28 protein-coding genes are annotated in these 24,690 nt (G+C 65.5%); 9 read left to right on the top strand and 19 right to left on the bottom strand.

Annotation, left to right across the window (positions count from 1 at the left end):
• Positions 1-208: 208 nt before the first annotated feature.
• Both CH339_RS15580 and CH339_RS24395 read right to left on the bottom strand, forming a co-directional pair.
• On the bottom strand, positions 209-1,081 hold the full coding sequence (locus tag CH339_RS15580) for a hypothetical protein (RefSeq protein ID WP_146610201.1): 873 nt from the start codon (positions 1,079-1,081) through the stop codon (positions 209-211).
• Positions 1,072-1,266 (bottom strand): hypothetical protein, encoded by a 195-nt coding sequence (locus CH339_RS24395; protein WP_146610202.1) that lies wholly within the window; start codon positions 1,264-1,266, stop codon positions 1,072-1,074. Before CH339_RS24395 ends, CH339_RS15580 begins: the two co-directional genes overlap by 10 nt.
• A 240-nt stretch (positions 1,267-1,506) precedes the next feature.
• Between CH339_RS24395 and CH339_RS15585 the strand changes: the two genes are divergently transcribed.
• On the top strand, positions 1,507-2,712 hold the full coding sequence (locus tag CH339_RS15585) for a hypothetical protein (protein ID WP_111435292.1): 1,206 nt from the start codon (positions 1,507-1,509) through the stop codon (positions 2,710-2,712).
• A 57-nt stretch (positions 2,713-2,769) separates the two neighbouring features.
• Here the strand turns inward: CH339_RS15585 and CH339_RS15590 are convergent, their stop codons facing one another.
• Genes CH339_RS15590 through CH339_RS15600 form a run of 3 tightly spaced genes read right to left on the bottom strand, consistent with a single transcriptional unit; the run spans position 2,770 to position 5,695 of the window.
• Positions 2,770-3,102, bottom strand: a complete 333-nt coding sequence (locus CH339_RS15590) for a DUF1491 family protein (RefSeq protein ID WP_111435293.1) — start codon at positions 3,100-3,102, stop codon at positions 2,770-2,772.
• A 21-nt stretch (positions 3,103-3,123) separates the two neighbouring features.
• Complete coding sequence (locus CH339_RS15595; RefSeq protein WP_170138543.1) at positions 3,124-3,927, bottom strand: peptidoglycan-binding domain-containing protein; 804 nt, start codon at positions 3,925-3,927, stop codon at positions 3,124-3,126.
• Positions 3,928-3,940: 13 nt separating this feature from the next.
• Entirely contained in the window at positions 3,941-5,695 is a 1,755-nt protein-coding gene (locus CH339_RS15600; protein WP_146610203.1) for a sensor histidine kinase, read from the bottom strand.
• Between the two features lie 477 nt (positions 5,696-6,172).
• On the opposite strand from CH339_RS15600, the gene CH339_RS15605 reads away from it, so the two are divergent.
• On the top strand, positions 6,173-6,610 hold the full coding sequence (locus CH339_RS15605; RefSeq protein ID WP_146610204.1) for a DUF5330 domain-containing protein: 438 nt from the start codon (positions 6,173-6,175) through the stop codon (positions 6,608-6,610).
• 306 nt (positions 6,611-6,916) lie between these two features.
• A complete protein-coding gene (locus tag CH339_RS15610) occupies positions 6,917-7,333 on the top strand; it encodes a SufE family protein (RefSeq protein WP_111435297.1) in 417 nt (138 codons plus the stop codon).
• A 15-nt stretch (positions 7,334-7,348) separates the two neighbouring features.
• On the opposite strand, the gene CH339_RS15615 is transcribed toward CH339_RS15610, so the two are convergent.
• From CH339_RS15615 to CH339_RS15660, 10 genes are all read right to left on the bottom strand, one after another.
• Positions 7,349-8,149 (bottom strand): DUF6456 domain-containing protein, encoded by an 801-nt coding sequence (locus CH339_RS15615; RefSeq protein ID WP_111435298.1) that lies wholly within the window; start codon positions 8,147-8,149, stop codon positions 7,349-7,351.
• 12 nt (positions 8,150-8,161) lie between these two features.
• On the bottom strand, positions 8,162-8,449 hold the full coding sequence (locus tag CH339_RS15620; protein ID WP_111435299.1) for a helix-turn-helix domain-containing protein: 288 nt from the start codon (positions 8,447-8,449) through the stop codon (positions 8,162-8,164).
• A gap of 515 nt (positions 8,450-8,964) precedes the next feature.
• Complete coding sequence (locus tag CH339_RS15625; RefSeq protein WP_111435332.1) at positions 8,965-9,381, bottom strand: Ros/MucR family transcriptional regulator; 417 nt, start codon at positions 9,379-9,381, stop codon at positions 8,965-8,967.
• 331 nt (positions 9,382-9,712) lie between these two features.
• Positions 9,713-10,063, bottom strand: a complete 351-nt coding sequence (mnhG, locus tag CH339_RS15630) for a monovalent cation/H(+) antiporter subunit G (RefSeq protein ID WP_111435300.1) — start codon at positions 10,061-10,063, stop codon at positions 9,713-9,715.
• A complete protein-coding gene (locus CH339_RS15635) occupies positions 10,060-10,389 on the bottom strand; it encodes a cation:proton antiporter (protein ID WP_111435333.1) in 330 nt (109 codons plus the stop codon). Before CH339_RS15635 ends, mnhG begins: the two co-directional genes overlap by 4 nt.
• Positions 10,389-10,865 carry a Na+/H+ antiporter subunit E gene (locus CH339_RS15640; protein ID WP_111435301.1) on the bottom strand — a complete coding sequence of 159 codons (477 nt, stop codon included), beginning with the start codon at positions 10,863-10,865 and terminating at the stop codon, positions 10,389-10,391. The genes CH339_RS15635 and CH339_RS15640 overlap by 1 nt, the downstream gene beginning before the upstream one ends.
• Complete coding sequence (locus CH339_RS15645) at positions 10,862-12,442, bottom strand: Na+/H+ antiporter subunit D (RefSeq protein WP_111435302.1); 1,581 nt, start codon at positions 12,440-12,442, stop codon at positions 10,862-10,864. The genes CH339_RS15640 and CH339_RS15645 overlap by 4 nt, the downstream gene beginning before the upstream one ends.
• Before the next feature lies 1 nt (position 12,443).
• Positions 12,444-12,821: a Na+/H+ antiporter subunit C gene (locus tag CH339_RS15650; RefSeq protein ID WP_111435303.1), complete on the bottom strand. Its 378-nt coding sequence runs from the start codon at positions 12,819-12,821 to the stop codon at positions 12,444-12,446.
• Positions 12,821-13,240: a Na+/H+ antiporter subunit B gene (locus CH339_RS15655; protein ID WP_111435304.1), complete on the bottom strand. Its 420-nt coding sequence runs from the start codon at positions 13,238-13,240 to the stop codon at positions 12,821-12,823. The genes CH339_RS15650 and CH339_RS15655 overlap by 1 nt, the downstream gene beginning before the upstream one ends.
• Positions 13,237-15,648, bottom strand: coding sequence for a putative monovalent cation/H+ antiporter subunit A (locus CH339_RS15660; RefSeq protein ID WP_111435305.1), 2,412 nt, complete (start codon positions 15,646-15,648; stop codon positions 13,237-13,239). Before CH339_RS15660 ends, CH339_RS15655 begins: the two co-directional genes overlap by 4 nt.
• A gap of 233 nt (positions 15,649-15,881) precedes the next feature.
• On the opposite strand from CH339_RS15660, the gene msrB reads away from it, so the two are divergent.
• The 5 genes from msrB to CH339_RS15685 all read left to right on the top strand — a co-directional run bounded on the left by msrB (position 15,882) and on the right by CH339_RS15685 (position 21,306).
• Positions 15,882-16,304, top strand: a complete 423-nt coding sequence (gene msrB / locus CH339_RS15665; RefSeq protein WP_111435306.1) for a peptide-methionine (R)-S-oxide reductase MsrB — start codon at positions 15,882-15,884, stop codon at positions 16,302-16,304.
• 64 nt (positions 16,305-16,368) lie between these two features.
• Positions 16,369-18,444, top strand: a complete 2,076-nt coding sequence (locus CH339_RS15670; RefSeq protein ID WP_111435307.1) for a S9 family peptidase — start codon at positions 16,369-16,371, stop codon at positions 18,442-18,444.
• Positions 18,445-18,528: 84 nt separating this feature from the next.
• Positions 18,529-18,939, top strand: a complete 411-nt coding sequence (locus tag CH339_RS15675; protein WP_111435308.1) for a DUF2946 family protein — start codon at positions 18,529-18,531, stop codon at positions 18,937-18,939.
• An 80-nt stretch (positions 18,940-19,019) separates the two neighbouring features.
• Positions 19,020-19,790 (top strand): metal ABC transporter solute-binding protein, Zn/Mn family, encoded by a 771-nt coding sequence (locus CH339_RS15680; RefSeq protein WP_111435309.1) that lies wholly within the window; start codon positions 19,020-19,022, stop codon positions 19,788-19,790.
• A gap of 100 nt (positions 19,791-19,890) precedes the next feature.
• The gene (locus CH339_RS15685; RefSeq protein WP_111435310.1) at positions 19,891-21,306 is read left to right on the top strand and encodes a cation:proton antiporter; all 1,416 of its coding nucleotides are present in this window, start codon (positions 19,891-19,893) and stop codon (positions 21,304-21,306) included.
• 95 nt (positions 21,307-21,401) lie between these two features.
• Here the strand turns inward: CH339_RS15685 and CH339_RS15690 are convergent, their stop codons facing one another.
• Both CH339_RS15690 and CH339_RS15695 read right to left on the bottom strand, forming a co-directional pair.
• A complete protein-coding gene (locus CH339_RS15690) occupies positions 21,402-21,608 on the bottom strand; it encodes a YgaP family membrane protein (protein WP_111435311.1) in 207 nt (68 codons plus the stop codon).
• Between the two features lie 131 nt (positions 21,609-21,739).
• Complete coding sequence (locus CH339_RS15695) at positions 21,740-22,417, bottom strand: Crp/Fnr family transcriptional regulator (RefSeq protein WP_111435312.1); 678 nt, start codon at positions 22,415-22,417, stop codon at positions 21,740-21,742.
• 144 nt (positions 22,418-22,561) lie between these two features.
• On the opposite strand from CH339_RS15695, the gene CH339_RS15700 reads away from it, so the two are divergent.
• Positions 22,562-22,885: a hypothetical protein gene (locus CH339_RS15700; RefSeq protein WP_146610205.1), complete on the top strand. Its 324-nt coding sequence runs from the start codon at positions 22,562-22,564 to the stop codon at positions 22,883-22,885.
• Positions 22,886-22,971: 86 nt separating this feature from the next.
• Here the strand turns inward: CH339_RS15700 and CH339_RS15705 are convergent, their stop codons facing one another.
• A complete protein-coding gene (locus CH339_RS15705) occupies positions 22,972-23,571 on the bottom strand; it encodes a superoxide dismutase (RefSeq protein ID WP_111435314.1) in 600 nt (199 codons plus the stop codon).
• 162 nt (positions 23,572-23,733) lie between these two features.
• The gene (locus CH339_RS15710; protein WP_111435315.1) at positions 23,734-24,597 is read right to left on the bottom strand and encodes a branched-chain amino acid aminotransferase; all 864 of its coding nucleotides are present in this window, start codon (positions 24,595-24,597) and stop codon (positions 23,734-23,736) included.
• Between the last annotated feature and the right edge of the window lie 93 nt (positions 24,598-24,690).

The following is a 24,690-nucleotide window of genomic DNA, read 5'->3' on the forward strand; positions in this document are numbered from 1 at the left end:
GAATGTACGGTCGATGGGAAATACGGACGGCAGAAACGCCGTGCCACGCCGCCTGGATTGCCGCGCCGGCCTGTCGGCCTCCTCGCAATGACGTTGAGAATATTGAGGAAACGTCATTGCGAGCGCAGCGAAGCAATCCAGATCAGTCGTCAAGAAAATCGCAGGCTTTGGCAACAGTGATCCGACGGAGGCAAGCGCTACCCAGCCCCTATTTCTGTTGCGGCTTCGACATCGTGCCCCAGCCGCCGGTGGCAAAGCGCGACGGACGCTCCTTGGCGGCGACGCGCTGGGCCGAGGCCGTGCCGGCGGTGGCGCAGGCATTGACCGCGCTGGCAAGGCGGCGCCAGGCGGTGTTGGCCTCGAACAGGCGCTTCGACGGGGTCTCGATCTCCAGCCGGTCGATGGCGTTGCGATAGGCAATCAGCCGGAAGCGCAGGGATCGGCAGGCCCACTCCTGGAGCTGCCGGTTCTCGGCAACCCGCGCGCGGGCGTCGTGGCGCTCCTTCGGCGTCGCCGACATCGAGGCGCGGGCGACGCGGATGCGTTCGGCGTCGGCGGCCTGGACCTTCAGCAACAGCGCGTAGAACGGATCGAGCAGGTCCTGGTCGGACCGGATGTCGAGGATCACGCGTTCGTAGCGGGCCTCGCTCGACCGGTAGCGGTCGGAGCGCAGGAGCTTGTAATAGGTTTCCGGATCGAGCGTGTGGTCGACCTCGCCGACGATGCGGGTGCGCTGCAGTTCGGCCTTGTTGGCCGCGAGCCAGTCGCGGGCGTGCATCGGGCGGACGATGGACCAGGTGCGGTCGCGGAATTCGCGCTCGTCGTCGGTGTAGTTGAAATCGGAGACCGGTTCCTCGCGGCCGCGCGCCATCACCTTGCCGACGGCGGGCATCATCTGGTCGTGTACGACCGTGCGTTCGGCCCGGCCGAAATCACCTTTCGGCCGGGCGCAGCCGGCAAGTGCGATCGCTACGATCGCGACGGCGAGAACGGCACACGTCCTGCCGCGCGGGGCCAACACCTGCGGCACCGGGAACTCCTTGTCGTACTTTCGGAACTGGCGGCCGCGGCTCAGCGCCACGTCGCGGGATCGGCGTCCGTCTTCGGCTTTGCCGCGCATTTGCGGCAGGGGGCCGATGTTTTCTTCTCCCAGCGTTCGATACGCACGCCCGGAAAGATCAAGACGCTCCCGCTCTCGCCCGGAACCGTCCTCGGCGGCCGGTGCCGGTACTGCGGCGATGCCACAAACTGCAGGATCGTGCCCATTCCGACCTCCTTGGCGGTTGTTTCGCCCGGGAACCGGTTGGGGGACCCGAACGAAATGTCCACGATCGGTCCGTATGCAGCGTTTCTCGCCCGAGCCGGCCTTTTCCGGGCCCGGCGGACGGGACGCGAAGCGCTTGGGGCATTAATCACCCGGCAAGGTTAACAGGTTGCTAACGCTTTTGACCGACCATCGGCGCCACCGCGATTTGATACATTTTCAAGCCAAATGAGCCCAGCGCCATGACCCCTCCCCCCGACGGTTTCGACCTGCTCGTCAGCGCGAAGGATTCGGAACGCGCCGCCGCGCTGCTGCGCATCGCCGTCGACCTGTTCGCCGCGCTCGACACCCACAGCGAGGGCGAGGTCCGGCAACTGGGCGAACTCTGCATCCATCTGCTCGCCGAATGCCCGGCCGAGACGCGGCGCTACGTGGCCGAGCGGCTGGCGCCCTGCCGGGACGCGCCGCGCGACCTGATGCGGGCGCTGGCGCTCGACGAGCCGGAGATCGCCCGGGCGGTCATCGTCAACTCCCCTGCGCTCGGCGAGGCGGAGCTTGCCGAAATCGCAGAAAAAGGCGGCGCCTCAGCCGCGGCTCTCGCGGACCGCCAAGACCTGCCGGAGGCGATCCGTAACCTTCTCGACCCGGTCGCGCCGCAAGCGGCTGTTGTCGGCGAGACCGAGGAATTCATTGCGGCCGAGCCGGCGGAAAAGCACTCCGACCGTACCGATGCACCGGCCGCGGCATCTGAGGAGGAGGTTGTGGAAGAGGACTCTGGCACCGAAGGCGCAGTGACGGAACACCAGGCCGAAGATCAGCCGCCCCTGCGCTTCACGACATTCGAAGATCTCGCCGACCATTTCTTCGACCTCACCCAGGCCGAGCGCAAGGCGGCGATCACGGCCGCCACCAATGCGGCCATGGGCCAGCAGGTAAAGCGGAAGTCCGGCGGCCAGTCGGCGCAGAACGGCAACAAGGCGGACGCCGACAAGGCGGCGGCCGAGGCCGGTGCCCGGTTTATGGCAGCCGCCTACGCCAAAGACCGGCGGGAGCTTATCGGCGAACTCACCGAGCGGCTGCAGATCCGCGGCGACCTCGCCGCCCGCATCCTCGACGACGCCGACGGCGAGGCGCTGGCCGTGGCGCTGGTCGCCATCGGCGTTCCGGAAAAGCCGGCCTTCAACACCTATCTCCACGCCGTCGAGGCGACCGGAACGTCGGTGGAAAGGTTTACCGAGCTGACGCTCTACCATCGCACGCTGACGCCGGAGATCGCCAACCTCCTGATCGCACGCTGGCGCGGCGGCGGGCCGGCCAAGCGAGTCGCGACCCTGTCGGCCCCGACGGCCCAGCGCCGCCCCGGCCAGCCGCGCATCCTGCTGCGGCTCGCCGACAAGATGCCGAAGCCCGGCACCCCGCCCTTGAAGGCCGGCAACGGCGACGACTGATTTCCGTCCAGGATTTCGCAGATTCGGCGACCGCCCCGGCAGCGCCACGCGTCCTTATCACGCGTCCAGAAACGCCCGGCCCGCGCGGTCTTCCACCTCCACGACCCAGATATCCGGATCGAAGTCCGATTCGCGCGCCAGGAGGCCGTCGACCTCCGGCTCCGCCACGCCGGTCCTCAGCGCCTCGAAACGGCGGTCGCGGGGCTTGTCCTCATCGAACGAGGCCTGCGGCGCCGGCCCGTAGAGGTCGAAGGAGCCGTCAAGCCGGTTGATCTTCAGGTAGATGGCGCCGGCCGCCTCGGCGCCGCGGCGGCAGATGGCAGCCATGGCGCCGGCGGCAAAGCAGCGGCGCACATAGGCGCCGACCCACAGGGACGATGTCACTCTCATGGCCGGGAGAATACGCCGCGATTACCCGGCGGGGATAGCGCCGATGGCGATCAGTTCCAGGAACAGCTTGTCGCCGATGGTGCCGGTGATCGGCAGGCCGCGGTCAAGCTCGAAGCGGCGGATCGCGCCGGCCGTCGCCGAGCCCATCAGGCCGTCGACGTCGATCGGCCCATAGCCGAGATTGTTGAGGGCCTTTTGCGCCTTGGCGATGCGGACGTCGCCGATCGCGGCCGGCGGCGTCGGGGTCGCGGTCGGCGTGCGGCCGGCCTCCGGCACCGGTGCGGCGCGCGGCACGGGCGGGGCCTTGATGGTCGTGACCTGCACCTTCTTGGCCGTCATGCCGGAAAGCTGCAGGGCGGCAAGGACGCGCGGGCTCGGCTCGCCGGTCGGGCTGAGGCCGCGCTTCTCCTCAAAGGCCCGGATCGCGCCGTGGGTCATCGTGCCGGCAAGGCCGTCGATCGGGCCGTCGTAAAGGCCGCGCTCGGCAAGCGCCTTCTGGATGTCGGCAACGAGGTCGGAGCGCTCGGGCGGCATGGTCTCGCCGGCCGCTTCAGGGCGCGGCGCCGGGCGTACGGCATCGGTTGGCACCAGCCGGATCGAGCCGGTCTCGGCCGCTGCCGGCTCGGCGCCGGAGCGGGTATAGAACAGCGGTGCCGGATGGCGCCCCTCCTGCAGCAGGAGCGCATTGGAGACGATCGTCCCGGCCGTCAGTGCGATGATGACAAGGCCGCCGGCCGTCAACGGATCGTTGGCGGCGCGGGCAAGCATCCTCAGCGGCCAGCTCCCCGGCAAACGTCGATCGATCGTGTCTTCCTGTCGCGCCATGTCTCTCCCCCGTTCAGGCGCTGAGCTTTTCCACCGGCGGAGGCGCAATCGCCGCGCGCGGTGCTGCAATGTTGCGGGCAGGCAGCGGCTCGGCCGCGGCCTCGCAGTTGATCGGCAAGCGCACCTCGACCTTGGTTCCCTCGCCGAGAACGCTTCGGATGTCGATGCTGCCGCCATGCAGCGAAATCAGACCCTTGACCACCGACAGGCCGAGGCCGGTGCCCTCGTGGCGCCGGTCGTAGCCGGAATCGGCCTGGAAGAAGGGATTGCCCAGCTTAACGATGTCCGCCTCCGCAATGCCGATGCCGTCGTCATGGACGAAGAGCACGATGCGGGTGCCTTCGCGCCGTGCGCCAATGCGTACCTCGTCGCCCGGATCGCTGAACTTGACCGCGTTGGACAAGAGGTTCAGCAGGATCTGCTTGCAGGCCCGGCGGTCGGCAACCAGTTCCGGCAGGTTTTCGCCCGTCGCGCTGCTGAGGCTGACCTGCTTTTCGGTGGCGGCCGGCCCGATGAGCTGACGGCAGTTTTCGATCAGGCTGCCGACGTCGAAGGGTTCGGCGACGATTTCGAAATTGCCCGATTCGATCTTCGACATGTCGAGGATGTCGTTGACGACCTGCAGGAGGTGGTGGCCGGAATCGTGGATGAGCTGGGCGTACTGGACGTGCTGGTCGGCGTCGAAGTTCTCGCGCACTTCCGGCTGCGAGAGGATCTCTGAAAAGCCGATAATCGCGTTCAGCGGGGTGCGCAGCTCGTGGCTGATATTGGCAAGGAACCGGGTCTTGGCGTGGCTTGCCGCCTCGGCCGCTTCGCGCGCCTGCTTGAGCTCGTCTTCCTGGCGCTTGCGCCGGCTGATGTCGCGGGTCACGGCAAGGATCTCGGCCGCGCCGGTGATCGGATCGGGCTCGGTAAGCGCCTGGCAGCGCATCTCCATCCAGACATAGCCCGCCGCGCCGCCATCGGCGCCCTTGCGCGAGGCGCGGAACTCGATCGACTGGGCCCCGCGATGGGCGATGACGTCGGAGATCGCCTTCAGAAAGGCCGGCCGGTCGGCGACATGGACATGGTCGAAGAAGCCGCGGCCGAGCGCGCTCCTGGTATCGAGGCCGAGCACGCGGCGCACCGCAGGCGTGATGAAGACGACGTCGCCGTCCTGGGTGTGCAGGCTGACAATGTCGCTCATGTTCTCGGCGACCAGCCGATAGCGGTTGTCGCGCAGGACGGCCATGTTTTCGGTGTGGCGCTGGTAGAACTGGGCGCGCAGCGCGATCAGAGCGCCGTAGCCGATGCCGCCGACGAGGCCGACGACATTGAGCGCCCAGTCGGAAATACCGGTTGCGTGGGGCGCCGGCAGGACGGACGCGGCATCGAGCCCGATGACGGTGGCAAGGGTCGCGGCTGCAATGGCCGCGGCAACGGCGACCACCCTGCGCGATCCCGACAGTGCGGCCTCGCCCGGCACCAGCAGCAGCCAGAACAGAAAGACGGAACCGACGCCGCCGGTGACGCCGGCGATGGTGCCGACCAGCGCCGAAAAGGCAACGGCAAGGAGCAGGTGGGCGCTTTCGAAGCGTCCGGTGCGCGACAGATAAAGGGCGACCGGCGCCTGGGCGGCGATCCAGGCGAAAGCGGCCACGACATAGACGTCGGTCCTGCCCCAGAGCGCAATATAGAGCGGCAGAAGCGCCAAGGCCGCGACGCCGCCGATCAGGTTGGCGGAGATGAACGTCTTGTGACGCGCGGCATGGATCGGGTCTTCAGCCACGCTCGGATGAACGAGGCCGTCGGCAAACCGGGACAGAGAGGCAAAAACGTCGGTGTGCGACAACTCGGTACTCAACGCACGGAAAAGCGCGCCGCTCCTCTTGAATTCGATTCCGATGCTGCCAGCGGGGCCTTAAGGAACGTTGAAATGAACGCCCGACACACCCGTTCAAACGCGCAAATCAAGCCGGGATCGCACCCGCGAGAGGGGGTTTTGCGCGACGTGGTTAATCGATGCTTTCCGCCGCGCCCGGCCGTTTCACGGTGGTTTTTACGTGCGCCAAACCATGGTCGTTCCGAGGCCGGAACCGCGCCGATGCGCAAGAACCGCGGATTCCTGCGATTTTCCGCATGGTAAACAGACCGTAAAAACCTATGCGAAAATTTTACTCAAATACTTCTCAAGTTTATCTCGTATTTCGCTCAAATGTAGGCCGCGCATTCAATTCAAGTTTTATACGTCATTGCTAGGGTGCGAGTGTATCCGGCAGAACAAAAACAAGCCGGAACGAGTTTTCAAAACAGGGAAAGGGCAGACCCCATGTTTTTGATCCGCACCGCTTTCTGGCTCACCTTACTTCTGGTGATTCTCCCGATCGACGTGGAAACCGACGATGCCGGCCAACAGCCGCAGATCAGCACCTTCCAGGCGATCGGCGCCGCCTCTTCGGTGATCGACGACTTCTCGCATTTCTGCGACCGCAATGAAGCGGCCTGCGCCACCGGCGGCGCGGCCATCAAGCATGTCGGGCAGAAGGCGAAGGCCGGCGCCAGGATGGTCTACGAGTATCTGGACGGAAATCTCGGCGAAGCGCCCGACGCGAACGCCGCGCCCGATGCGGCCGCCGGCGATACGCTGACCGCGTCCGATCGCCAGCCGGCCTGGCGCACCGCGAAGGCCGAACCCTCGGCCTGAACGACAGATTTCAAGGGGGGAGGAACGGGCAAACCGCTCCCAAGACCAGCCGGCACCTTCGTCGCCGCCCGGCACCCGCCGGGACCGCGTGGCGGCAAGGGCGCCGGCCCCCCGAGAGAGATTTCTCCCTGACGAGCTGCCATCGATCGCCGTTTCCGTCCGCGATCGATCATCCCTGCGCCGCAAGCCGTCCGCGCTTGCGGCGCTTTTTTTCCGCTCCGGCCGCGCTGCCGCGGCGGGTTCCAACGGCGCCGGCGATGCCCTATATCTGCGGGCGACCGGATACCTCCAGCCAGCGGCAGCGCCATGCAGATCGACGACATTGTCGAAAACTTCGAACTCCTCGACGACTGGGAAGATCGCTATCGATACGTGATCGAACTCGGCAAGGAGTTGGAGCCGCTGCCGGAGGACGAGCGCACCGAGGCCAACAAGGTGCATGGCTGCACCAGCCAGGTCTGGCTCGCCACCCATCTTGAGAATGGCGACGGTGCGCCGCGACTCATCTTCCGCGGCGACAGCGACGCCCATATCGTGCGCGGGCTGATCGCCATCCTGTTCGCGCAGCTTTCAGGCCAGACCGCGCCGGAGATTCTGGGTGCCGATCCGGCGGCGACGTTCCAGCGCATCGGCCTCAGCGACCACCTGACCCCGCAGCGGGCCAACGGCCTCAACGCCATGATCGCCCGCATCCGCAAGGACGCGGCCGCGGCCGCCGTCTGACGGGCGAACAGCGGCTTATTCTTCCGCAATCAGGATGGCGTGCTGCCGCGGCACCGGTTTTTGGTGCCGGGCCGAGGCGCCCCGCGCGTAGTGGGCATCGAGGCGGGAGAGCGCGATGGCGAGGATGACCTTGCCGGCGCGGGCCGGCCAACTGCGCGCCCGTTCCACCTCCTCCAGCCCTTTGAGAAAACAGCAGACGTCGATAAGGATGCCGGAGAGTTCCGGGCCGACGGCATCGAGGGCCTTCGCCACCCGCCCGCGGGCGGCAAGGGCGGCGTCCGTCAGGTCCGCAATGCCGCCGCGTTCGCCGCTGCGCCTGTCGGCGGGAAGGTCCATGGCGCTCCAGTTCGCGGTCACCCGCGGCGCCATGCGGCCGCGCTCGAAATCGGCGCGCAACCGCTCCCCGGCGGCGACCTGGGCCTCGCTCAGATAGGGCTTGCCGTCGCGTCCGCGGCGGCGGGCGAGCCAGGCGAGCGGGCTTTCGGTGTCGTTGACGGTGACCCGGAGCCGGCGGCCGTCTTCTTCCAAGATGGTTGCCGTGCGCAGCGACCGGTGCTGGTTGCCGAATCCGTCGGCACCGCTGAGCGCCCGCTTGAGCGCCGCCCTGCCGGCATCGGTCAGCGCTGCGGCGCCGTCGCTGCCGCGAACGACGAGACCGTCGCTGACCAGCGGCCGCCAGATGTCCGGATCCAGCGTTTTCGATCCCTGGCCGTCGGGGCCATCTGTCTCCGAGAGAACGCAGCCGCCGCCGGCGATGCGTTTCAAAAGCTTCGTCCGGCCGCTGCCATTGCCGCCGGACGTGCGGAGCCGAGCCATGGCGCCCTCCCCTTACGCCGCTTCCCAGAAATTGGCGGCGATCATGTCCTTCCACGATCCGACGGCCTGCTCGATGCCATCGAGGAGCCGGTCGAGACGCGGGTCCTCGCGCTGGTCCTCGATCACCCGGCAGGCGTGGGCGGCGGTGGTGCGGTCGCGGCCGAACTGGCGGCCCACTTCGGTCAACGACAGGCCGAGGCGGACATGGGCGACATACATGGCGACCTGGCGGGCGAAGGCGACGGGGGCGCGCCGGCGCGTGCGGGCCCGCAGCTCCTCGACCGGCATGCGAAAGGCCATGGCCACCGTGAGCTCCAGAAAACGGCAGGCCTCGGCGGTGCCGAAATCCCGGCGCAGGGGAAAGGGTGGGCACGAAGCCACGGCAGGTGGGCAGGGATGAATCATGGGGGTCCGTCCTTCCGAAAACACGCTCCTACGGCACGCAATTAGGAATAAATGCCTCGGACAGGATGGGGCCGGACAGACCGCTCGGGGATAACTTTCCCCGCTGTCGATGGGTTTATCTCAAGTTGTCTTTCGTGGAAGCGCTCGGGAAAAGACCTGATGCCGGCAATCTACGCTTGTCGCAATATATTGTTTTTTAGAGGGTATTTTGCGCATTCGCCGGTCCGACACACAACAAGCAATACAAGTATTACGTGCAATTCTTTTTGTGTGCACCGCGTCAAAGCGAGGATAACCACGTCGCACACGCGCAAAGGCCTTCACCCGGCGAGCGAAGGCACAACAGAAAATGCCGCGGCCCGCCATCGCGGCCGCGGCATTTCAAAGACCGGATCGGTATCCGGTCGGACTTACTTGGAGCGCCGACGCTGCTGGCCGAGACCCATCTTCTTGGCAAGGGCCGAGCGGGCGGCAGCATAGTTCGGAGCGACCATCGGATAATCCGGCGGCAGATTCCACTTCTCGCGGTATTCTTCCGGCGTCATATCGTAGTGCGTCCGCAGATGGCGCTTCAGCGACTTGAACTTCTTGCCGTCTTCCAGGCAGATGATGTAATCGGGCGTCACCGACTTCTTGTAGGGGACGGCCGGCTTCAACGGCTCCGGCTCCGGCTCGGCGGCCTCACCGGTGGTTTTCTGCAGGGCCGAATACACCTCGGAGATCAGGCCGGGCAAATCGGCCGAGGCAACGGCGTTATTACTCACATAGGCGGACACGATGTCCGCTGTGAGATCGATCAAATTGGAGTCCATCGCTTCTTCGTTCATCTTTTCACCCATTCAGGCGCAGAAATGCGCCAATTTACCTCGAAATTCCCCGCTAGAACGCCGGATAAACTTACCGCCAAGTTCTCGTGGGAGGCCCGGCACTGGTGTGAAGTTTTCAAATATCCGACATTGGATGAAAAAGAGGTATAAATCATTTTCTCCAAAAAACAAGAGCCGGAAAAGACTAACGCTCAACCTATCCATTAATTGCGTTTTTTAGATAGAGTTCGGATACCATTAATCATATTGCGCTGGCAGGTAAAAACCTGAAGACCACTACTAGTGGTTTATCGCGCAGCAAAAAGCGACTCAGAGACGGCGAATCGGAGAGTCAGCTGTCGCGGTCGAACTTCACCGCGTCGGCATAGTCGTCGATTCGCGTTTCCTCGGCCGGTTTGTGGCCGACCAGATAGGCGGCGCGGGCAAGCAAATGCGTCGAGACCGGGGTCGTCAGCAGGAAGAACACCACGCCGGCAAGCGCCCGGGAGATGACGTCGATCTCGGCGGCATAGACGGCAAGCCCGACCATCATCAGGCCGGAGCCGAGGGTGCCCGCCTTGCTGGCGGCATGCATGCGCATATAGATGTCGCGCAGCCGCAACAGGCCGATCGAGGCAACGAAGGCAAAGAACGAGCCGGTCAGAAGAATAAGACCGACGGCAATGTTCTGGACGTCGCTCATGCCGGATCCTCCGCGGAACGGGCCGATTCCTCCTGGGCGAGCTCCATCCGCCCGCGGTTGAGGACGAACCTTGCAAAGGCAACGGTGGCGAGGAACCCGACGAGGCCGAGTGCGATCGCAATGTCGAGGTAGAGATAGTAGGACGTCTTCACCCCGATGACGGCAATGAAGCCGATGCCGACGGCGACCAGCATGTCGAGGGCGAGGATCCGATCCGGCAGCGTCGGCCCGATGATGATCCGAACAACGATCAGGACGAAGGACACGGCCAGCACTGCCAGCGATAGCAACACGCACCATTGCAGGAAGGCGGCGGACGACGACATCATCGGAAAGCCTCCATGATCTTGCGCTCGAACCCGTTGCGGATATCGGCGATGGCGGCGTCGACGTCGGGGATGTCGAGGGCGTGGACGTAGAGCACCTTGCGGTCGTCGGAGACGTCGACGCTGAGGGTGCCGGGCGTCAGCGTGATCAGGTTGGCGAGCAGCGTGATCTCGAAATCCCGGTCAATGGTCAGCGGATAGGCGAAAATGCCGGGGCTGAGCCGCATCTTCGGCGACAGCACCACACGGGCGACCTTGAGGGCGGACAGCACCAGCTCGTAGAGGAACAGGAGCGCCAGGGCGACGACCTTGTAGGAGCGCTTGACGTAGGCGACGGTGCCGGCCTGCTCGCGGATGATGAGAAGCGCGAGCGAGCCGAGCGCGAAGCCGAACAGGATGTTGACCAGCGTGAAGCTGCCGCCGACGGCGGCCCACATGATGGCCAGAAGGATGTTGATGAGGTAGAGCGCGATCATTCGGAGCCTCCGAAGACGGAGTCGAGATAGGCGCTCGGATCGACCATACCGAGCGCGCTCTGGTTGGCAACGGCGAAGACCGGCTCCGGCCAGACGCCGAGCCAGACGATAAGCGCAACGAGGAAGAAGACGGGCAGATAGGCGGCAAGCCGCGTCTCATGGGGCACCCGCGCCGTCGGCAGGTGCTCCGCGCCGTCCGGGGTGCCGAGCGGGCCGCCACGCCAGAAGGCAAACAGCCAGACCCGGCCGACGGCAAGGGTGGTCAGGAACCCGGTCAACAGGATGGCGGCGGCAAGCAGGCCCTCGCCGGCCTTCAGCGAGGCCTCGACCAGCACCACCTTGGGCCAGAAGCCGGAGAACGGCGGTAGCCCGGAAACGGCAAGGCCGAGCACCAGGAACAGGCCCGCGAGCAGCGGATTGGCCCCGTAAAGGCCGCCGAGGCCGGCAAGGTCGAAGGCGCCGCCGGTGCGCCGCATGATGCCGGCCAGATAGTAGAGCGCGGTCATCACCAGCATGGAATGGATGGCATAGAGCAGCGCACCGCCGACCGCGTCCGCGGTTCCAAGCGCCAGGCCGACGAGCATGGAACCGATGCCGGAGACCACGAGATAGCCGAGCATGCGGCGGATATCGTTCTGGGCGAGCGCGCCGAGCACACCCGACAGCATGGTACCGATCGCCAGCCAGACAATGATATCGGACATCGCCGCCCGGTTTTCCGGCATCAGCATGACGAGGATGCGGATCAGCGAATAGACACCGACCTTGGTCAGGAGGCCTGCAAAGACCGCGCCGACGACGATGCGCGGCGTGTGGTAGGAGGCCGGCAGCCAGAAATTGATCGGGAACGCCGCCGCCTTCATGGCAAAGGCCAGGAGGAACAGGGCGGCGATGGTACCGATCGGCGCGGCATCGGGCAGCTCGCGCACCGAGCGCACGATATCGGCCATGTTGAGGGTGCCGAGGACGCCGTAGAGATAGCCGACGGCAACGAGGAACAGCGTCGTCGCGATCAGGTTGAGGAAGGCGTATTTGACGGCGCCGTCGAGCTGCGGCCTGGAGGAGCCGAGGATCAGCAGGCCGAAGGACGAGATCAGCGTCACCTCGAACCAGACATAGAGATTGAAGATGTCGCCGGTGAGGAAGGCGCCGGAAACGCCGGTCATCAGCAGCATCAGGAGCGGATAGAAGCCGTAGCGCCGGGACAGGGTGCGCACGTCGACAAGGGCATAGACCGAGCCCGTCAGCGCGATCACCGCGCCGACCAGCGCCATCAGAGCGCCGAAGGCATCGACCGTGAAGGCGATGCCGAAGGGCGGCAGCCAGTTGCCCATCACCATGGTGACGGGACCGTTGTTGACGACACGCAGCAGGAGCGCGGCGTCGATGGCGACCAGGAGCGCCATCACGAAGGTGCCGATCCAGGGCTGCAGGGTGGTCTGCTTACGGGTCATCAGGCAGATGGCGCCGCCGATGATGGTGGTGACCACCGGTGCGATCACCAGCCAGTCGGCGAACGCCACCGGCTGGGTGAACATGGCATGGGACAGGTCTACGGCGTGGCTTTCGGCGGCCATGTCAGTATCCCATCGGCGGTTCGGGTTCCCGCTCCGGTTCGGCGACGCGCATCTCGTTCACGTCGTCGGTGCCGAGCGCCTGATAGGCGCGAAAGCCGAGCACGAGCAGGAAGGCGAAGAAGGAAAAGGAAATCACGATCGCCGTCAGGATCAGCGCCTGCGGCAGAGGATTGGCGGTCGCCATGGTCGGCACCATCTGACCTTCGGCGATGATCGGCGGCACTTCGCGCAAGAGCCGCCCGGCGGTGAAGATCAGAAGGTTGACCCCGTTCGACAACAGCGCCACGCCGAGCAGAACCCGGATGATGTGGGTCGACAGCATCAGGTAGAAGCTGGCCGAAAACAGCACCGTGATGAGCACGCAGAGAACGGGTTCCATCAATCGAACTCCCGTTCTTCCAGGGCGAGCGCGATCGAGGTGATGGCGCCGACGACGACGAAGTAGACGCCGATGTCGAACAGCATCGGCGTCGACAGGTCGACCTTGACCTCGAACACCTCGATGGCCGTCCACATGCCGGTGAGGAATGGCACGCCCTTGAGCATGGACGGCAGGCCGGCGACGGCGGCGATGAAGAGGCCGAAGCCGGCAATGCCCATGGGATGGAAGTAGATCGCCCGGCGCACCGGCGCGACGCCGGAGGCGATGCCGTAGATGGCAAAGGCGGAAGCCGCGATGAGGCCGCCGATGAAGCCGCCACCCGGCTCGTTGTGACCGCGCAGCAGCACGAAGATCGAGAACAGCACCATGATCGCCGCCAGGAACGGCGCGATCGTGCGAAAGATAACGGTCCTCACGACACGTCCCCTCCCCATCTCTCGCCGCTATAGGTGCGGGCGATGCGCACCTCCCGCTTGGTGCCGTCATACTGCTCGACCTTGCGGGTGCGGATGCGGATCAACGCCAGGATAGCAAGGCCCGTGGTCATGACGACGGCGATCTCGCCGAGCGTATCAAGACCGCGGAAGTCGACGATGATGACGTTGACGATGTTGCGGCCGTGGGCGATGGCCCGGCTGTTGGCGGTGAAGAACTCCGACAGGCGCGCGTCGAACGGCCATTGGGTGACCGACAGCAGCAAGAGGCCGAGGCCGACGCCGACGGCAACGGCGACCGTGCCGTCGCGGATCATCGCCGGCAGCGGCCGGTGGCCGTGATTGCCGAGGTCGAGGCGGGTCATGACGAGGGCGAGAATGACGACCGACAGCGTCTCCACCATGAACTGCGTGAAGGACAGGTCCGGCGCGCCGAACAGCATGAAGATCAGCGCCACGGCAAAGCCCTGGATGCCCAGCGAGACGATGGCGTTGAGGCGGGTGCTGGCGATCAGCACGGCACCGACACCGAGGACGGCGATGGCGATGATCGCCCATTCGTAGAAGTTGGAGCCGGACAAGGCCGGCCATTCCGGCCATTCCGGCATCTCGCCATAGGCAAAGAGCGGCACGAACAGGGCGAGCGCGGTAAACAGGAAGACGACGAGCATGTAGGTCTGCATGCGACCCGGCTGGATCACCCGCGTGATCACGATGGCCATGCGGATGATCAGGCGCACGACCTGGTCGAAGCCGCGGTCCGGGCCCCAGCCGATCGCCCTCAGGACGCCGGCGACGATGCCGCGGGCGGTATCGAGCATCAGGAAGACGGCGATGCCGAGGGCGACGGTGACCATGGACAGGACAACCGGCGCGCCGAAATGGGCCGGGATCAGGTGCAGCTCGACCTCGGCCGTGCCGCCGGAAATGGCCGCCGCCATCGGCCCGATGAGGTATTCGCCGGTGGTGTGGGCGAAAAGCGCGGTGCCAAGGCCGATCAGCGAAAGCGTGAGCGGGCCGAGCCAGAGCGAAGCCGGGCCCTCATGGGCGTGTTTCGGCGTTTCCACCTTCTCGCCCGTGAATGGCTTTAAGGCGACGGCGGCGGCGATCACCAGCATCAGGGCGTTGCCGGCGACCGCGGTTGCGGTGACGGCCCAGTTGTCGGTGGTGGCGCCGAAGGTACCGTCATAGAGCACTTCCTTGGCGATGAAGCCGATGAAGGGCGGCAGGCCGGACATGGACAGCCCGGCAAGGGCGGCGGCGAAGAACGTTATCGGCATCGCCCGGCCGAGGCCGCCGAGCCGGGTGATGTCGCGGGTGCCGGCCTCGTGGTCGATGGTGCCGGCGACCATGAACAGGCCGCCCTTGAAGAGCGAATGGGCAAAGAGATAGAGCACCGCGCCGGTGATGGCGGCATCGATGCTGGTGCCGGTTAGCATGACGAGGAGACCGAGCGATGCGACCGTCGTATAGGCCAGCATCAGCTTCAGGTCGGTCTGGCGCACGGCCAGCAACGTGCCGGCAATCAGCGTCACGCCGCCGAAGATCGGCAGCACGGTGGTCCACAGCTCGGTGCCGCCGAGGGAGGGATGCATGCGCATCAGCAGATAGACGCCCGCCTTCACCATGGTCGCGGAGTGCAGGTAGGCGGAGACCGGCGTCGGCGCTTCCATGGCGTTCGGCAACCAAAAATGCATCGGGAACTGGGCCGACTTGGTGAAGGCGCCGCCGAGCACCAGGATGAAGATCGGCAGGTAGAGCGCGCTGTCGCGCAGGATATCGCCTGAGGCGTTCAGCACCGACATCTCGGTAATGCCGGTGGTGGAGGAAATCAGCAGGAACGCGGCCAAGAGCGACAGGCCGCCGGCGCCGGTCACCAGCAGCGCCTGCAGGGCGGCGCGGCGCGAGGCCTCGCGGTTGTTGTCGAAGCCGATCAGCAGGAACGACGTGATCGACGTCAGTTCCCAATAGATGAACAGCGTGATGAGGTTGTCGGCGAGGACGACGCCGAGCATCGAGCCCATGAACAACAGCATGAAGGCGAGGAATCGACCGAGATAGCGGTGGCCCTTCAGATATCCGCCGGAATAGATGACGATGAAGACGCCAATGCCGGAGACCAGCATGGCGAACAGCGACGACAGGCCGTCGAGGTAGTAGGAAAGCTTGATGCCGTAGCTCGGCACCCAGTCATAGGCGACGACCGTGTTGCCGCCGTGGGCGACCTCGCCGATATGGGAGGCGATCAGCGCGAAGATGCCAAGCGGCACCAGCGCCAGCAACCAGCCGGCCCGGTGGCCGAGAACACGCGTCACGAATGGGGCCACCGCCGCCGCCGCAAACGGCGATAGGACTGCCAGAAGAAACAGGTCGTGTTCACTCAGTCCCATGCGCGATCCCGGAAACGGCCCGAAGGAGGAAGAACGAATAGCGGCGAAAACGCTGCCGATTCGCGAGGGGCGAATATCTGTGACATATCTTGCGATTAGGTGAAGGGCAAGGCACACGATCTGCCGATTGGCGGTTGTTCAGCCGAATCTTCAACGTATACGCGGCCGGTTGCTGCAACGCAGCTTCGACCCTATTTCAGAAAGCGTCCAAGCAGCCGAACGAGGTTCCCTCCATGAGCACCGCATCCGCACCGCCCAAGGTCACGAAATCCGACGCCGACTGGAAGGCGGAACTCAGCCCGGAAGAATACCGCGTCACCCGCAAGCACGGCACCGAACGGGCCTTCAGCCACCCCTATCACGACGAAAAGCGCGACGGCGTCTATGCCTGTGTGTGCTGCGGCGCACCACTGTTTTCCTCTGAGACGAAATACGATTCCGGCACCGGCTGGCCGAGCTTTTTTGCGCCGGTCGCCGACGGCGCCGTCAGCGAGCACGAAGACCGTGCCCTGTTCATGCGCCGCACCGAGGTGCGCTGCGCCAGTTGCGATGCCCATCTCGGACACGTCTTTCCCGACGGGCCGGAGCCGACCGGCCAGCGCTACTGCATGAACGGCACGGCCCTGAAGCTCGACACGGGGGACGCGGAGGAGTAGATCGCCTGAGGCCTTCGTGGCCGAACCCTCCCGTCCCTCGCTCCAACACATCCAGGTCCCTCCCATGCAGCCGCCCATTGCCGAAAAGCGTCCCGTCACGACGACCGTCCACGACGTTGCCCTCACCGACGACTATGGCTGGCTGCGGGCCGACAACTGGCAGGACGTGATGCGCGATCCGTCGGTGCTGGCCGGCGACATCCGCGCCTATCTGGAGGCGGAAAACGCCTATACGGCCGAAATGATGGCCGACACGGAGGCGCTGCAGAAGACGCTCTTTGCCGAGATGAAGGGGCGCATCAAAGAGGACGATTCCTCCGTGCCGGCGCCGGACGGACCGTTTGCCTATGCGGTGAAATATGTCGAGGCGGCCGAGCACCCGATCTATGTGCGCACGCCCCGGGACGGCGGTGCCGAGACGACGCTGCTCGACGGCAACAGGGAGGCGGAAGGCGCCGCCTATTTCCACCTCGGCGGTGTCAGCCACAGCCCGGACCACAAGCTTCTCGCCTGGGCGTTCGACGGCAACGGCTCGGAATATTACACCCTGAAGGTCCGGACGGCCGAGACGGGAACCGACCTTGCCGACGTCATGGAAGATACCGGCGGCTCGGCGGTCTGGGCCAATGACGGCAGGACCCTCTTCTACATCCGGCTGGACGCCAACCACCGGCCGAGCAAGGTGTTCCGCCATGTGGTCGGCACCGATCCGGCAGACGATGTCCTCGTTTACGAGGAAAAGGATACTGGCTTCTACATGGATCTGGAAAAGACCCAGTCGGACCGCTTCATCGTCATCAACGCCAGCGACCACCAGACCTCGGAGATCCGGCTGATCGATGCCGATCGCCCCGAAAGCGCTCCGGTGATGGTGGCGGCCCGCGAGGTCGACCACGAATACAACCTCGACCATGGCGGCGACACGCTTTTCATCCTGACCAATTGCGACGGCGCGGAGGACTTCAAGATCGTCACCGCCCCGGTCACCGCCCCGGGCCGGGAAAACTGGCAGGACCTCGTGCCCTATGAGGAAGGCCGGCTGATCCTGTCGGTGACGCCCTACAAGGGCCATCTGGTCCGCCTTGAACGCGCCAACGGCCTGCCGCGCATCATCATCCGCCGGCTTTCGGACGGGGCGGAACACGAGATCGCGTTCGACGAAGAGGCCTATTCGCTGGGGCTCGCCGGCAGCTTCGAATTCGACACGACCAGCCTCCGATTCTCCTATTCGTCGATGACGACGCCGTCGCGGGTCTACGACTACGACATGGAAAGCCGCGAGCGGACGCTTCGCAAGGAGCAGGAAGTGCCGAGCGGCCACGACCCGGACGCCTATGTCACGCGCCGGCTGATGGCGCCGGCGAGCGACGGCGAGACCGTGCCGGTCACCCTCCTTTATCGCAAGGACACGCCGCTCGACGGCTCGCCCCCGTGCCTGCTCTACGGCTACGGCTCCTACGGCATCTCGATCCCAGCCTCCTTCAGCACGACTGCCCTGTCGCTGGTCGACCGCGGCTTCGTCTATGCCATCGCCCATATCCGCGGCGGCAAGGACAAGGGCTATCGCTGGTACAGGCTCGGCCGGCGCGAGCACAAGACCAACACCTTCACCGACTACATCGCGGCCGGAAGGTTCCTCGTTGCCGAAAAGATCACCTCGAAGGGCAAAATCGTCGGCCATGGCGGCTCGGCCGGCGGGCTCCTGATGGGCGCGGTGACGAACATGGCACCCGACCTCTTTGCCGGTATCCTTGCCGAGGTGCCCTTCGTCGACGTCCTCAACACCATCCTCGACGACACCCTGCCGCTGACGCCGCCGGAATGGCCGGAATGGGGCGATCCGATCCGCGACAAGAAGGCGTTCGAGACGATCCGATCCTACAGCCCCTACGACAATGTGGAGGCCAAGGCCTATCCGCCGATCCTTGCCGTCGGCGGTCTCACCGACCCGCGGGTCACCTATTGGGAGCCGGCGAAGTGGGTAGCGCGGCTGCGCGCAACCAAGACCGACGGCAACCTCCTCCTCCTCAAGACCAACATGGAGGCCGGCCATGGCGGCGCCAGCGGGCGCTTTGCCCGGCTGGAAGAGGTCGCCCTCAACTACGCCTTCGCGCTGAAGGTCACCGGCAAGATAGATTAGCACCTGCTTGACCACGGCGGAAAACCGCCTATCCTGCCACTCCGGAAGGCGTCTAAAGAACGCCGGCACCGGGGGGCGGGGCTCTTGTTTCAGCGACACGGCCGCATTCTGAAGCGCAGGCGCCTGTCGGCGTGGCTCGCCCTGTGGGCGATGCTGCTGCAGGCCGCCTTTGCGGCGGAGCACGCCTCGGCCATGGCCGTTGCGGCTGCCATCGGCGGACCGGACGGAACGCCCCTCGGCTTCCTGCAGATCTGCACCGCGGACGGCATCGTCACGCTCGGCGCCGACGGCAAGCCGGTACCGCGCAGCAATGACGGCGCGTCCTGCCTTTTGTGCGGCACCGCCGCAGTCGGAGGCGCCGTCGCGGCCGCCGCTCCCGTCCTCGATAGCCCGGCAACGGTCGTCGTCGCTGCCGTCGTTCCAGAAGTGTCCGACTTCCGGCTGGCGACGCCTTGGCGGCGCGCCGGCACCACCCGCGGCCCTCCCCTCGCCTGACACGGCTTTTTCCAGAACAACGAACCGCAGCCCTTGCGCCATCGCGCCCGAGGGAACCCGTGTCATATGAGGATATTTCCATGCACCGCCTGTTCTCGACCGGCCGCCCCCTGGCCGCCTTCCTTCTCACCCTCTTTTCCGGTTTCGGCATCGCCGAGGCCGGCGAGAAGGTCGTCGTCTCCACCCCGCCGCTCCATTCGCTCGTCGCAACGCTGCTGGAAGGCGTCGACAGCCCCGGCCTCTTATTCGCCTCGCGCAAGGACCTTGCCGCGCCCGTTCCGTCCGCTGACGCCATGGCCGCCATCGACGGGGCCGAGATGGTGGTCTGGGCCGGACGGGAATACGAGACCGCGCTTGCCGGCCTCAGGACCCTCGATCCGTCCGTCAGCCTGAAGAGCCTGACGCTGGGGGCGACGACACCGTTGATGAGCATTTCGCTGCCGGACAATGCCGACCGGCCGAGCGGGCGCCACGACATGCGCTTCTGGCTCGACCCGCGCCTTGCCAGGACCGCCGTCGGCCGCATCGCCTCCAATCTGGTGCGCGTCTATCCGGACGACGCGAACCGCATCCTCGATAACGAGATCCTGCTGAAAGAACGGCTGAAGGAACTGGAGGCTTCCATGCGCTCGGCGCTGGGCTCGCCGGAGGGCGTGCCGCTGCACGTACCCGCCTCCGACGTTCTCTACCTCACCTGGCGATTCAACCTCGCCGCGCCGAACTGTCCGGCGGCAGCAAAAAAGGTCGAGGCGTTCGGCGAGGCCGCCGGTCCGGGCCTTTATTTCCGGATGATGGCGGCGGTGCTTGCCGACCTGAAGGCCTGCCAGCCCTCGCATGAACCGGCAAGCTGAGCCGCAGAACCGGTCGGCGCCTCGCCACCGTCTCGTAACTTTCCGGGAGATGCGCTAGCTTTTTGATTCTGACGCCAGCGCATCATCCCCGGAGGGCCGATTGGAAGGTCACGTCGCCGAACTCACAGGTATCGCCATCGTTCTTGCGGTTTCGACGATCGTCGGGATCATCTTCCTCTACCTGAAGCAGCCGCCCATCGTCGGCTATATCCTCGGCGGCGTCGTCCTCGGCCCGACCGGGCTCGGTCTCGTCCGGGCGACGGAATCGGTGCTGGTGCTTGCCGAGCTGGGCGTCGTGCTGCTGCTCTTCCTGATCGGCATGGAACTGAGCCTCAGGGCCTTCATGCTGGTGCTGCGACCGGCCGTCCTCACCGTCATCGGCCAGATCGCGGTCTCGCTCGGCATCACCTTCGGCTTCGGCGCGGTGTTCGACTGGCCGCTGCAGCAGAGCCTCCTGCTCGGCTTCATCGTCTCGATCTCCTCGACCGCGGTCACCATCACCATGCTGGAATCCTTCGGCGAGATGCGGTCGATGACCGGGCGCATCACCGTCGGCGTGCTGATCGCCCAGGACATCGCCGTGGTGCCGATGATCATCCTGATCGGCTCCATGGGCGGCGGGGCGGAGACCAATTTCGGCTGGGTGGCGGCGAAGCTGGCATTGGCGCTCGGCGTCCTGGTGCTGGTGCTGCGCTTCCTGTCGCGGCGCAAGAAAATCACCCTGCCCTTTTCCAAGGCGGTGCAGGGGCGCAGCGACGTGGTGGCGGTCGCCGCAATCGCGCTGTGCTTTGCCGCCGGCGCGATCTCGGCCCTGTTCGGCATGTCGGCGGCGTTCGGCGCCTTCGTTGCCGGGCTGCTGGTGGCCAACTCGACCCTGCGCTCAGAAGCGATCGCCGTCACCCATCCGATCCAGAGCGTTCTGGTGGTGGTGTTCTTCCTGTCGATCGGGCTCCTGATCGACCTCAACTATGTCTGGGCCAATCTGTGGCCGATCCTTTTGTTCGTCCTCGGCATCCTGACCGCCAAGTCCCTTGTCAACGTCCTGCTGCTGCATGCCGTGGGTGAGCCATGGGAGCGCGCCTTTCCGGCCGGGCTGATGATGGCGCAGATCGGCGAGTTCTCATTTGTCCTCGCCGCCATCGGCGCCTCGAGCGGAGTCATCAACGTGGACGGCTACCGGTTCTCCGTCACGGTGATCGCGTTGTCGCTGCTCGTCAGTCCGCTCTGGATGTCGATCGTGCGCCACTTCCTGGAGGTCGCGAAGGACGGGATCACCGATTTCCGCACCGCGCTCGGCGAGACCTATCAGGCGGAAATGGTCGATCTCGGCCGCGGCGCGACGGCCCTGAAGCGGCGCTGGCTGCGCCTTCGGATCGCGGAACGGCGGCGCCGGCGCGCCATGGGCAAGGCCTGGCGGCTCAACCGCGAACGCCGGCGGGCATCGAAAAAAGCGCAAAAAATGGCAAAAGTCGAAGAGCGCTTTCGCAAGCTCTCCGACTTCCAGGATACCGCGTGACCGGCATTTGCCGAGAAAAGGACCGGCGACTTGCCCGCGGATGGCACCGCCGGTCCTTCCCCCGGTTACGCGCGAGGAGCGCTTGTCCGTTGAGGCTAGGCGCTCTTCTTGGTGCGCAGACCGAACAGGGTGTAGGCCGGGCACCAGCCGATGATGGCGGTGACGATCGGCACGACGCCGATCCAGCCGACCCACTTCCAGGCGATGTCCGCCGGGCCGTAAAGGGCAAAGAGGACGAGCAGCACGCCGACGATGAGGCGCAGGATGCGGTCGACAGACCCCATATTGATGAGGGAACCCATGGAAAGTCTCCGTTGTTGTGGCCGTCGCCAACGGCGCGGCCGGTGAAACGCTGAAGGCACGTTAACGCAACGCACGGTCGCCTTCCGTGACTTTGTCACCAAACGAAGAAATGGGGAGTAACTGGCCGATATCAGCCGGCTGCGGCAATGCGCTGAAGGCCCGCGGGATCGCGGATCTCGATGCGGCCGCGATCGAGTTGAATGAGGCCGTCGCGCTCAAGGGTCTTGAGCTGGCGGCTGACCACCTCCCGGACCGAGCCCAACTCCACAGCGATGTCCTGGTGGGTGGCGTCGACGGATCCATCCGCGGCGCGCGCAAGGAGCAAGCGGGCAAGGCGGATGTCGAGGCGATGGAAGGCGACGTCTTCCAGCCGCATCAGGATGTCGGTGAAGCGGCGGCCGAAGCCGGCAAAGACGAGGTCGCGAAAGCCGGCGGAGTCTTCCAGGAGCCGCCGGAAGGCACCGACGCCAACGGCAATGCCGACCGTTTCCGTCTCGACGATGCCGGTCGCCGAATAGAGTTCTTCGCCGAGCAGGCAGGCGGTCGTCAGGATGCAGCTTTCCGTCGGGCCGACCCGGTAGAGCACCACCTCGCGGCCGGTGTCCGACGTCATCTGGACGCGCACCGAGCCCGATTCCACCAGCAGCCATGCGCGGCAGGGATCGCCCGGCGCGAAGACTTCTGCGCCCGGCGGCAGCGTCATGCGCTGGCCGGCAGCCGAAAGGGCGGCCCGGGCCGGCGCGTCCAGTTGCACCAGTGCCGGAAAGGCGGCGACCCAGTCGCCAGCCGGTTGCATTGCTTCGCTCATGGCCGATCTTTGGCACCCGGACGGGCCCGAGCGCAATAGCCCATCATCGCACCGGCGATCCGCGCCGCCGCAAAACCGCCACCAGGGCGTGGTTCCGTCTCGCCTTGAACCACGTTACCCTTGGCCAAACTCCAAGAGGCGTCCATGATTCACACCGTCCTTGCCGGCTTCGGCCTTGCCTTCGGGCTCTTTTCCTTCGACGGCGATATTCCGCTGCAGCCCTTCGAGGCGCCGCCCTACGCCTACGGCACGGCCTATGACTGCCGCATCGCGGTGCCGAAATACGGCGCCGACCGGGTCTGGACCGGCCGTTTTGCCGGAACCCTCGCCGACGAGCCGGCGCGCCAGCTCTCCGACGTCGCCTGCTTTGCCAGCCACACCGAATGCCGCGCCTGGCTCGCCATCTGGCAGGGCGAGGTCAACGGCGTCATCCGGCTGCAAAGCTGCACGCCGGGCTATCGCGACTGATCGCGCTGTTTTCGCAAGACCGGGCATAAAAAACGGCGGATCGCTCCGCCGTTTTTCGTATTGAATGGTTTTAGCTATCGACGCCGTCAGCTCGCGGCCTCGTAGAGCTCCTCGACATATTCCCAGTTGATGAGACTGTCGACGAAGGCGGCGAGGTAGTCCGGGCGCTTGTTGCGGTAGTCGATGTAATAGGAATGCTCCCAGACATCGCAGCCGAGGATCGGCGTGCCGCCGTGCACCAGCGGGTTCTCGCCGTTCGGCGTCTTCATGATCTCAAGCTTGCCGTCCTTGACGGCGACCCAAGCCCAGCCGGAGCCGAACTGGGCAGCGCCTGCGGCGATGAAGTCCTCGCGGAACTTGTCGTAGCCGCCAAGATCGGACTCGATCGCCTTGGCGAGCTTCTCCGGCAGGCTCTTGCCGCCGCCGCCGGCCTTCATCCACTTCCAGAAATGGGTGTGGTTGTAGTGCTGGGCGACGTTGTTGAAGATGCCGGCATCCTTGCCGAAGGAGCCCGTGACGACCTCTTCGATGCTCTTGCCCTCGAACTCGGTGCCCTTCACCAGGTCGTTGCCCTTGGTGACATAGGTCTGGTGGTGCTTGTCGTGGTGGTATTCGAGCGTTTCGGCGGACATGTAGGGCGCCAGCGCGTCGTAGGCGTAAGGCAGATCGGCCAGTTCAAAAGCCATTTGGGCCTCCTTGAATCGGTGTAAAGAAGTCAAATGCCGGCGAAACGCCGGCTAGAAAGGGACACCTGTGTAAATAGGTCGCATCAGGGCCTAAGGCAATCTCCGGATCGGATTAACACGGAGTATTTTGCCCTTCGCCGCGGTCGGCCCGCCGCCTCTCGATCATCCGCCCGCGTGGGCGAAATCCCAGTAGAGGTCACGGGCCATCTTGGCGATCGGTCCGGGCTGCAATTCCCTCTCATCGATACGCGAAACGGGCACGACCTTGGAAATGTTCCCTGTCGAGAAGATTTCGTCGGCGCCGAGGAAATCGTCATAGGTCAGCGTCGTCTCGGCGACGGTGATGCCGGCTCCGCGAAGGAGGGCGATGATGCGCTGGCGGGTGATGCCGTTGAGGAAGGTGCCATTCGGGACCGGCGTCAACGCGGTGCCGTCCCGGACCATGAAAACGTTGGCGGTGGCAAGCTCGGCGACGTTGCCGAGCATGTCGAGCGCCAGTGCGTTGTCGAAGCCCTTGGCATGGGCCTCGTTCAGCATGCGGGCATTGTTGGGATAGAGGCAGGCGGCCTTGGCGTTGACCGGCATGGTCTCGATGGTCGGGCGGCGGAAGCGCGTTTTCGTGACCGTCGTGGTCTTGCCCTGCGGCGGCATCGGCACCTCGAACAAGCAGAGGCAGAAGCGGGTGGACTCCGGATCGGCGGCGACGACGAACGGCCCGCCTCGCTCGGCCCAATAGGTCGGGCGCACATAGATCGCGGCATCGGGGGCGAATTTCGCGGCGCCCTCGTGCGTCAGCTCCACCATCTCGCCGACCTCCTTGACCGGTTTCAGCCCGAGGGCGACGGCGGAGTCGTTGAGGCGGGCGCAATGGCGGTCGAGGTCGGGCGCAACGCCCTCGAACACGCGGGCGCCGTCGAAGACGGTCGAGCCGAGCCAGGCGGCATGGGTGCGCGGCCCGATGATGGGCGGGTTGCCCTCGATCCAGCCGCCGTCGATCCAGGTCCAGGTTTGCGACCAATCCGCCATGTCGTGTCCTCCGATATGCCGGTGTGATCGAACGCTGCGGCGGGGACGCCGTCAACACCCGCGGCGGCAAAAAAGCATTCGGTCGCGGCTTGC

Origin of the sequence: Rhodobium orientis, assembly GCF_003258835.1 — a bacterium.
Lineage (GTDB): Bacteria > Pseudomonadota > Alphaproteobacteria > Rhizobiales > Rhodobiaceae > Rhodobium > Rhodobium orientis.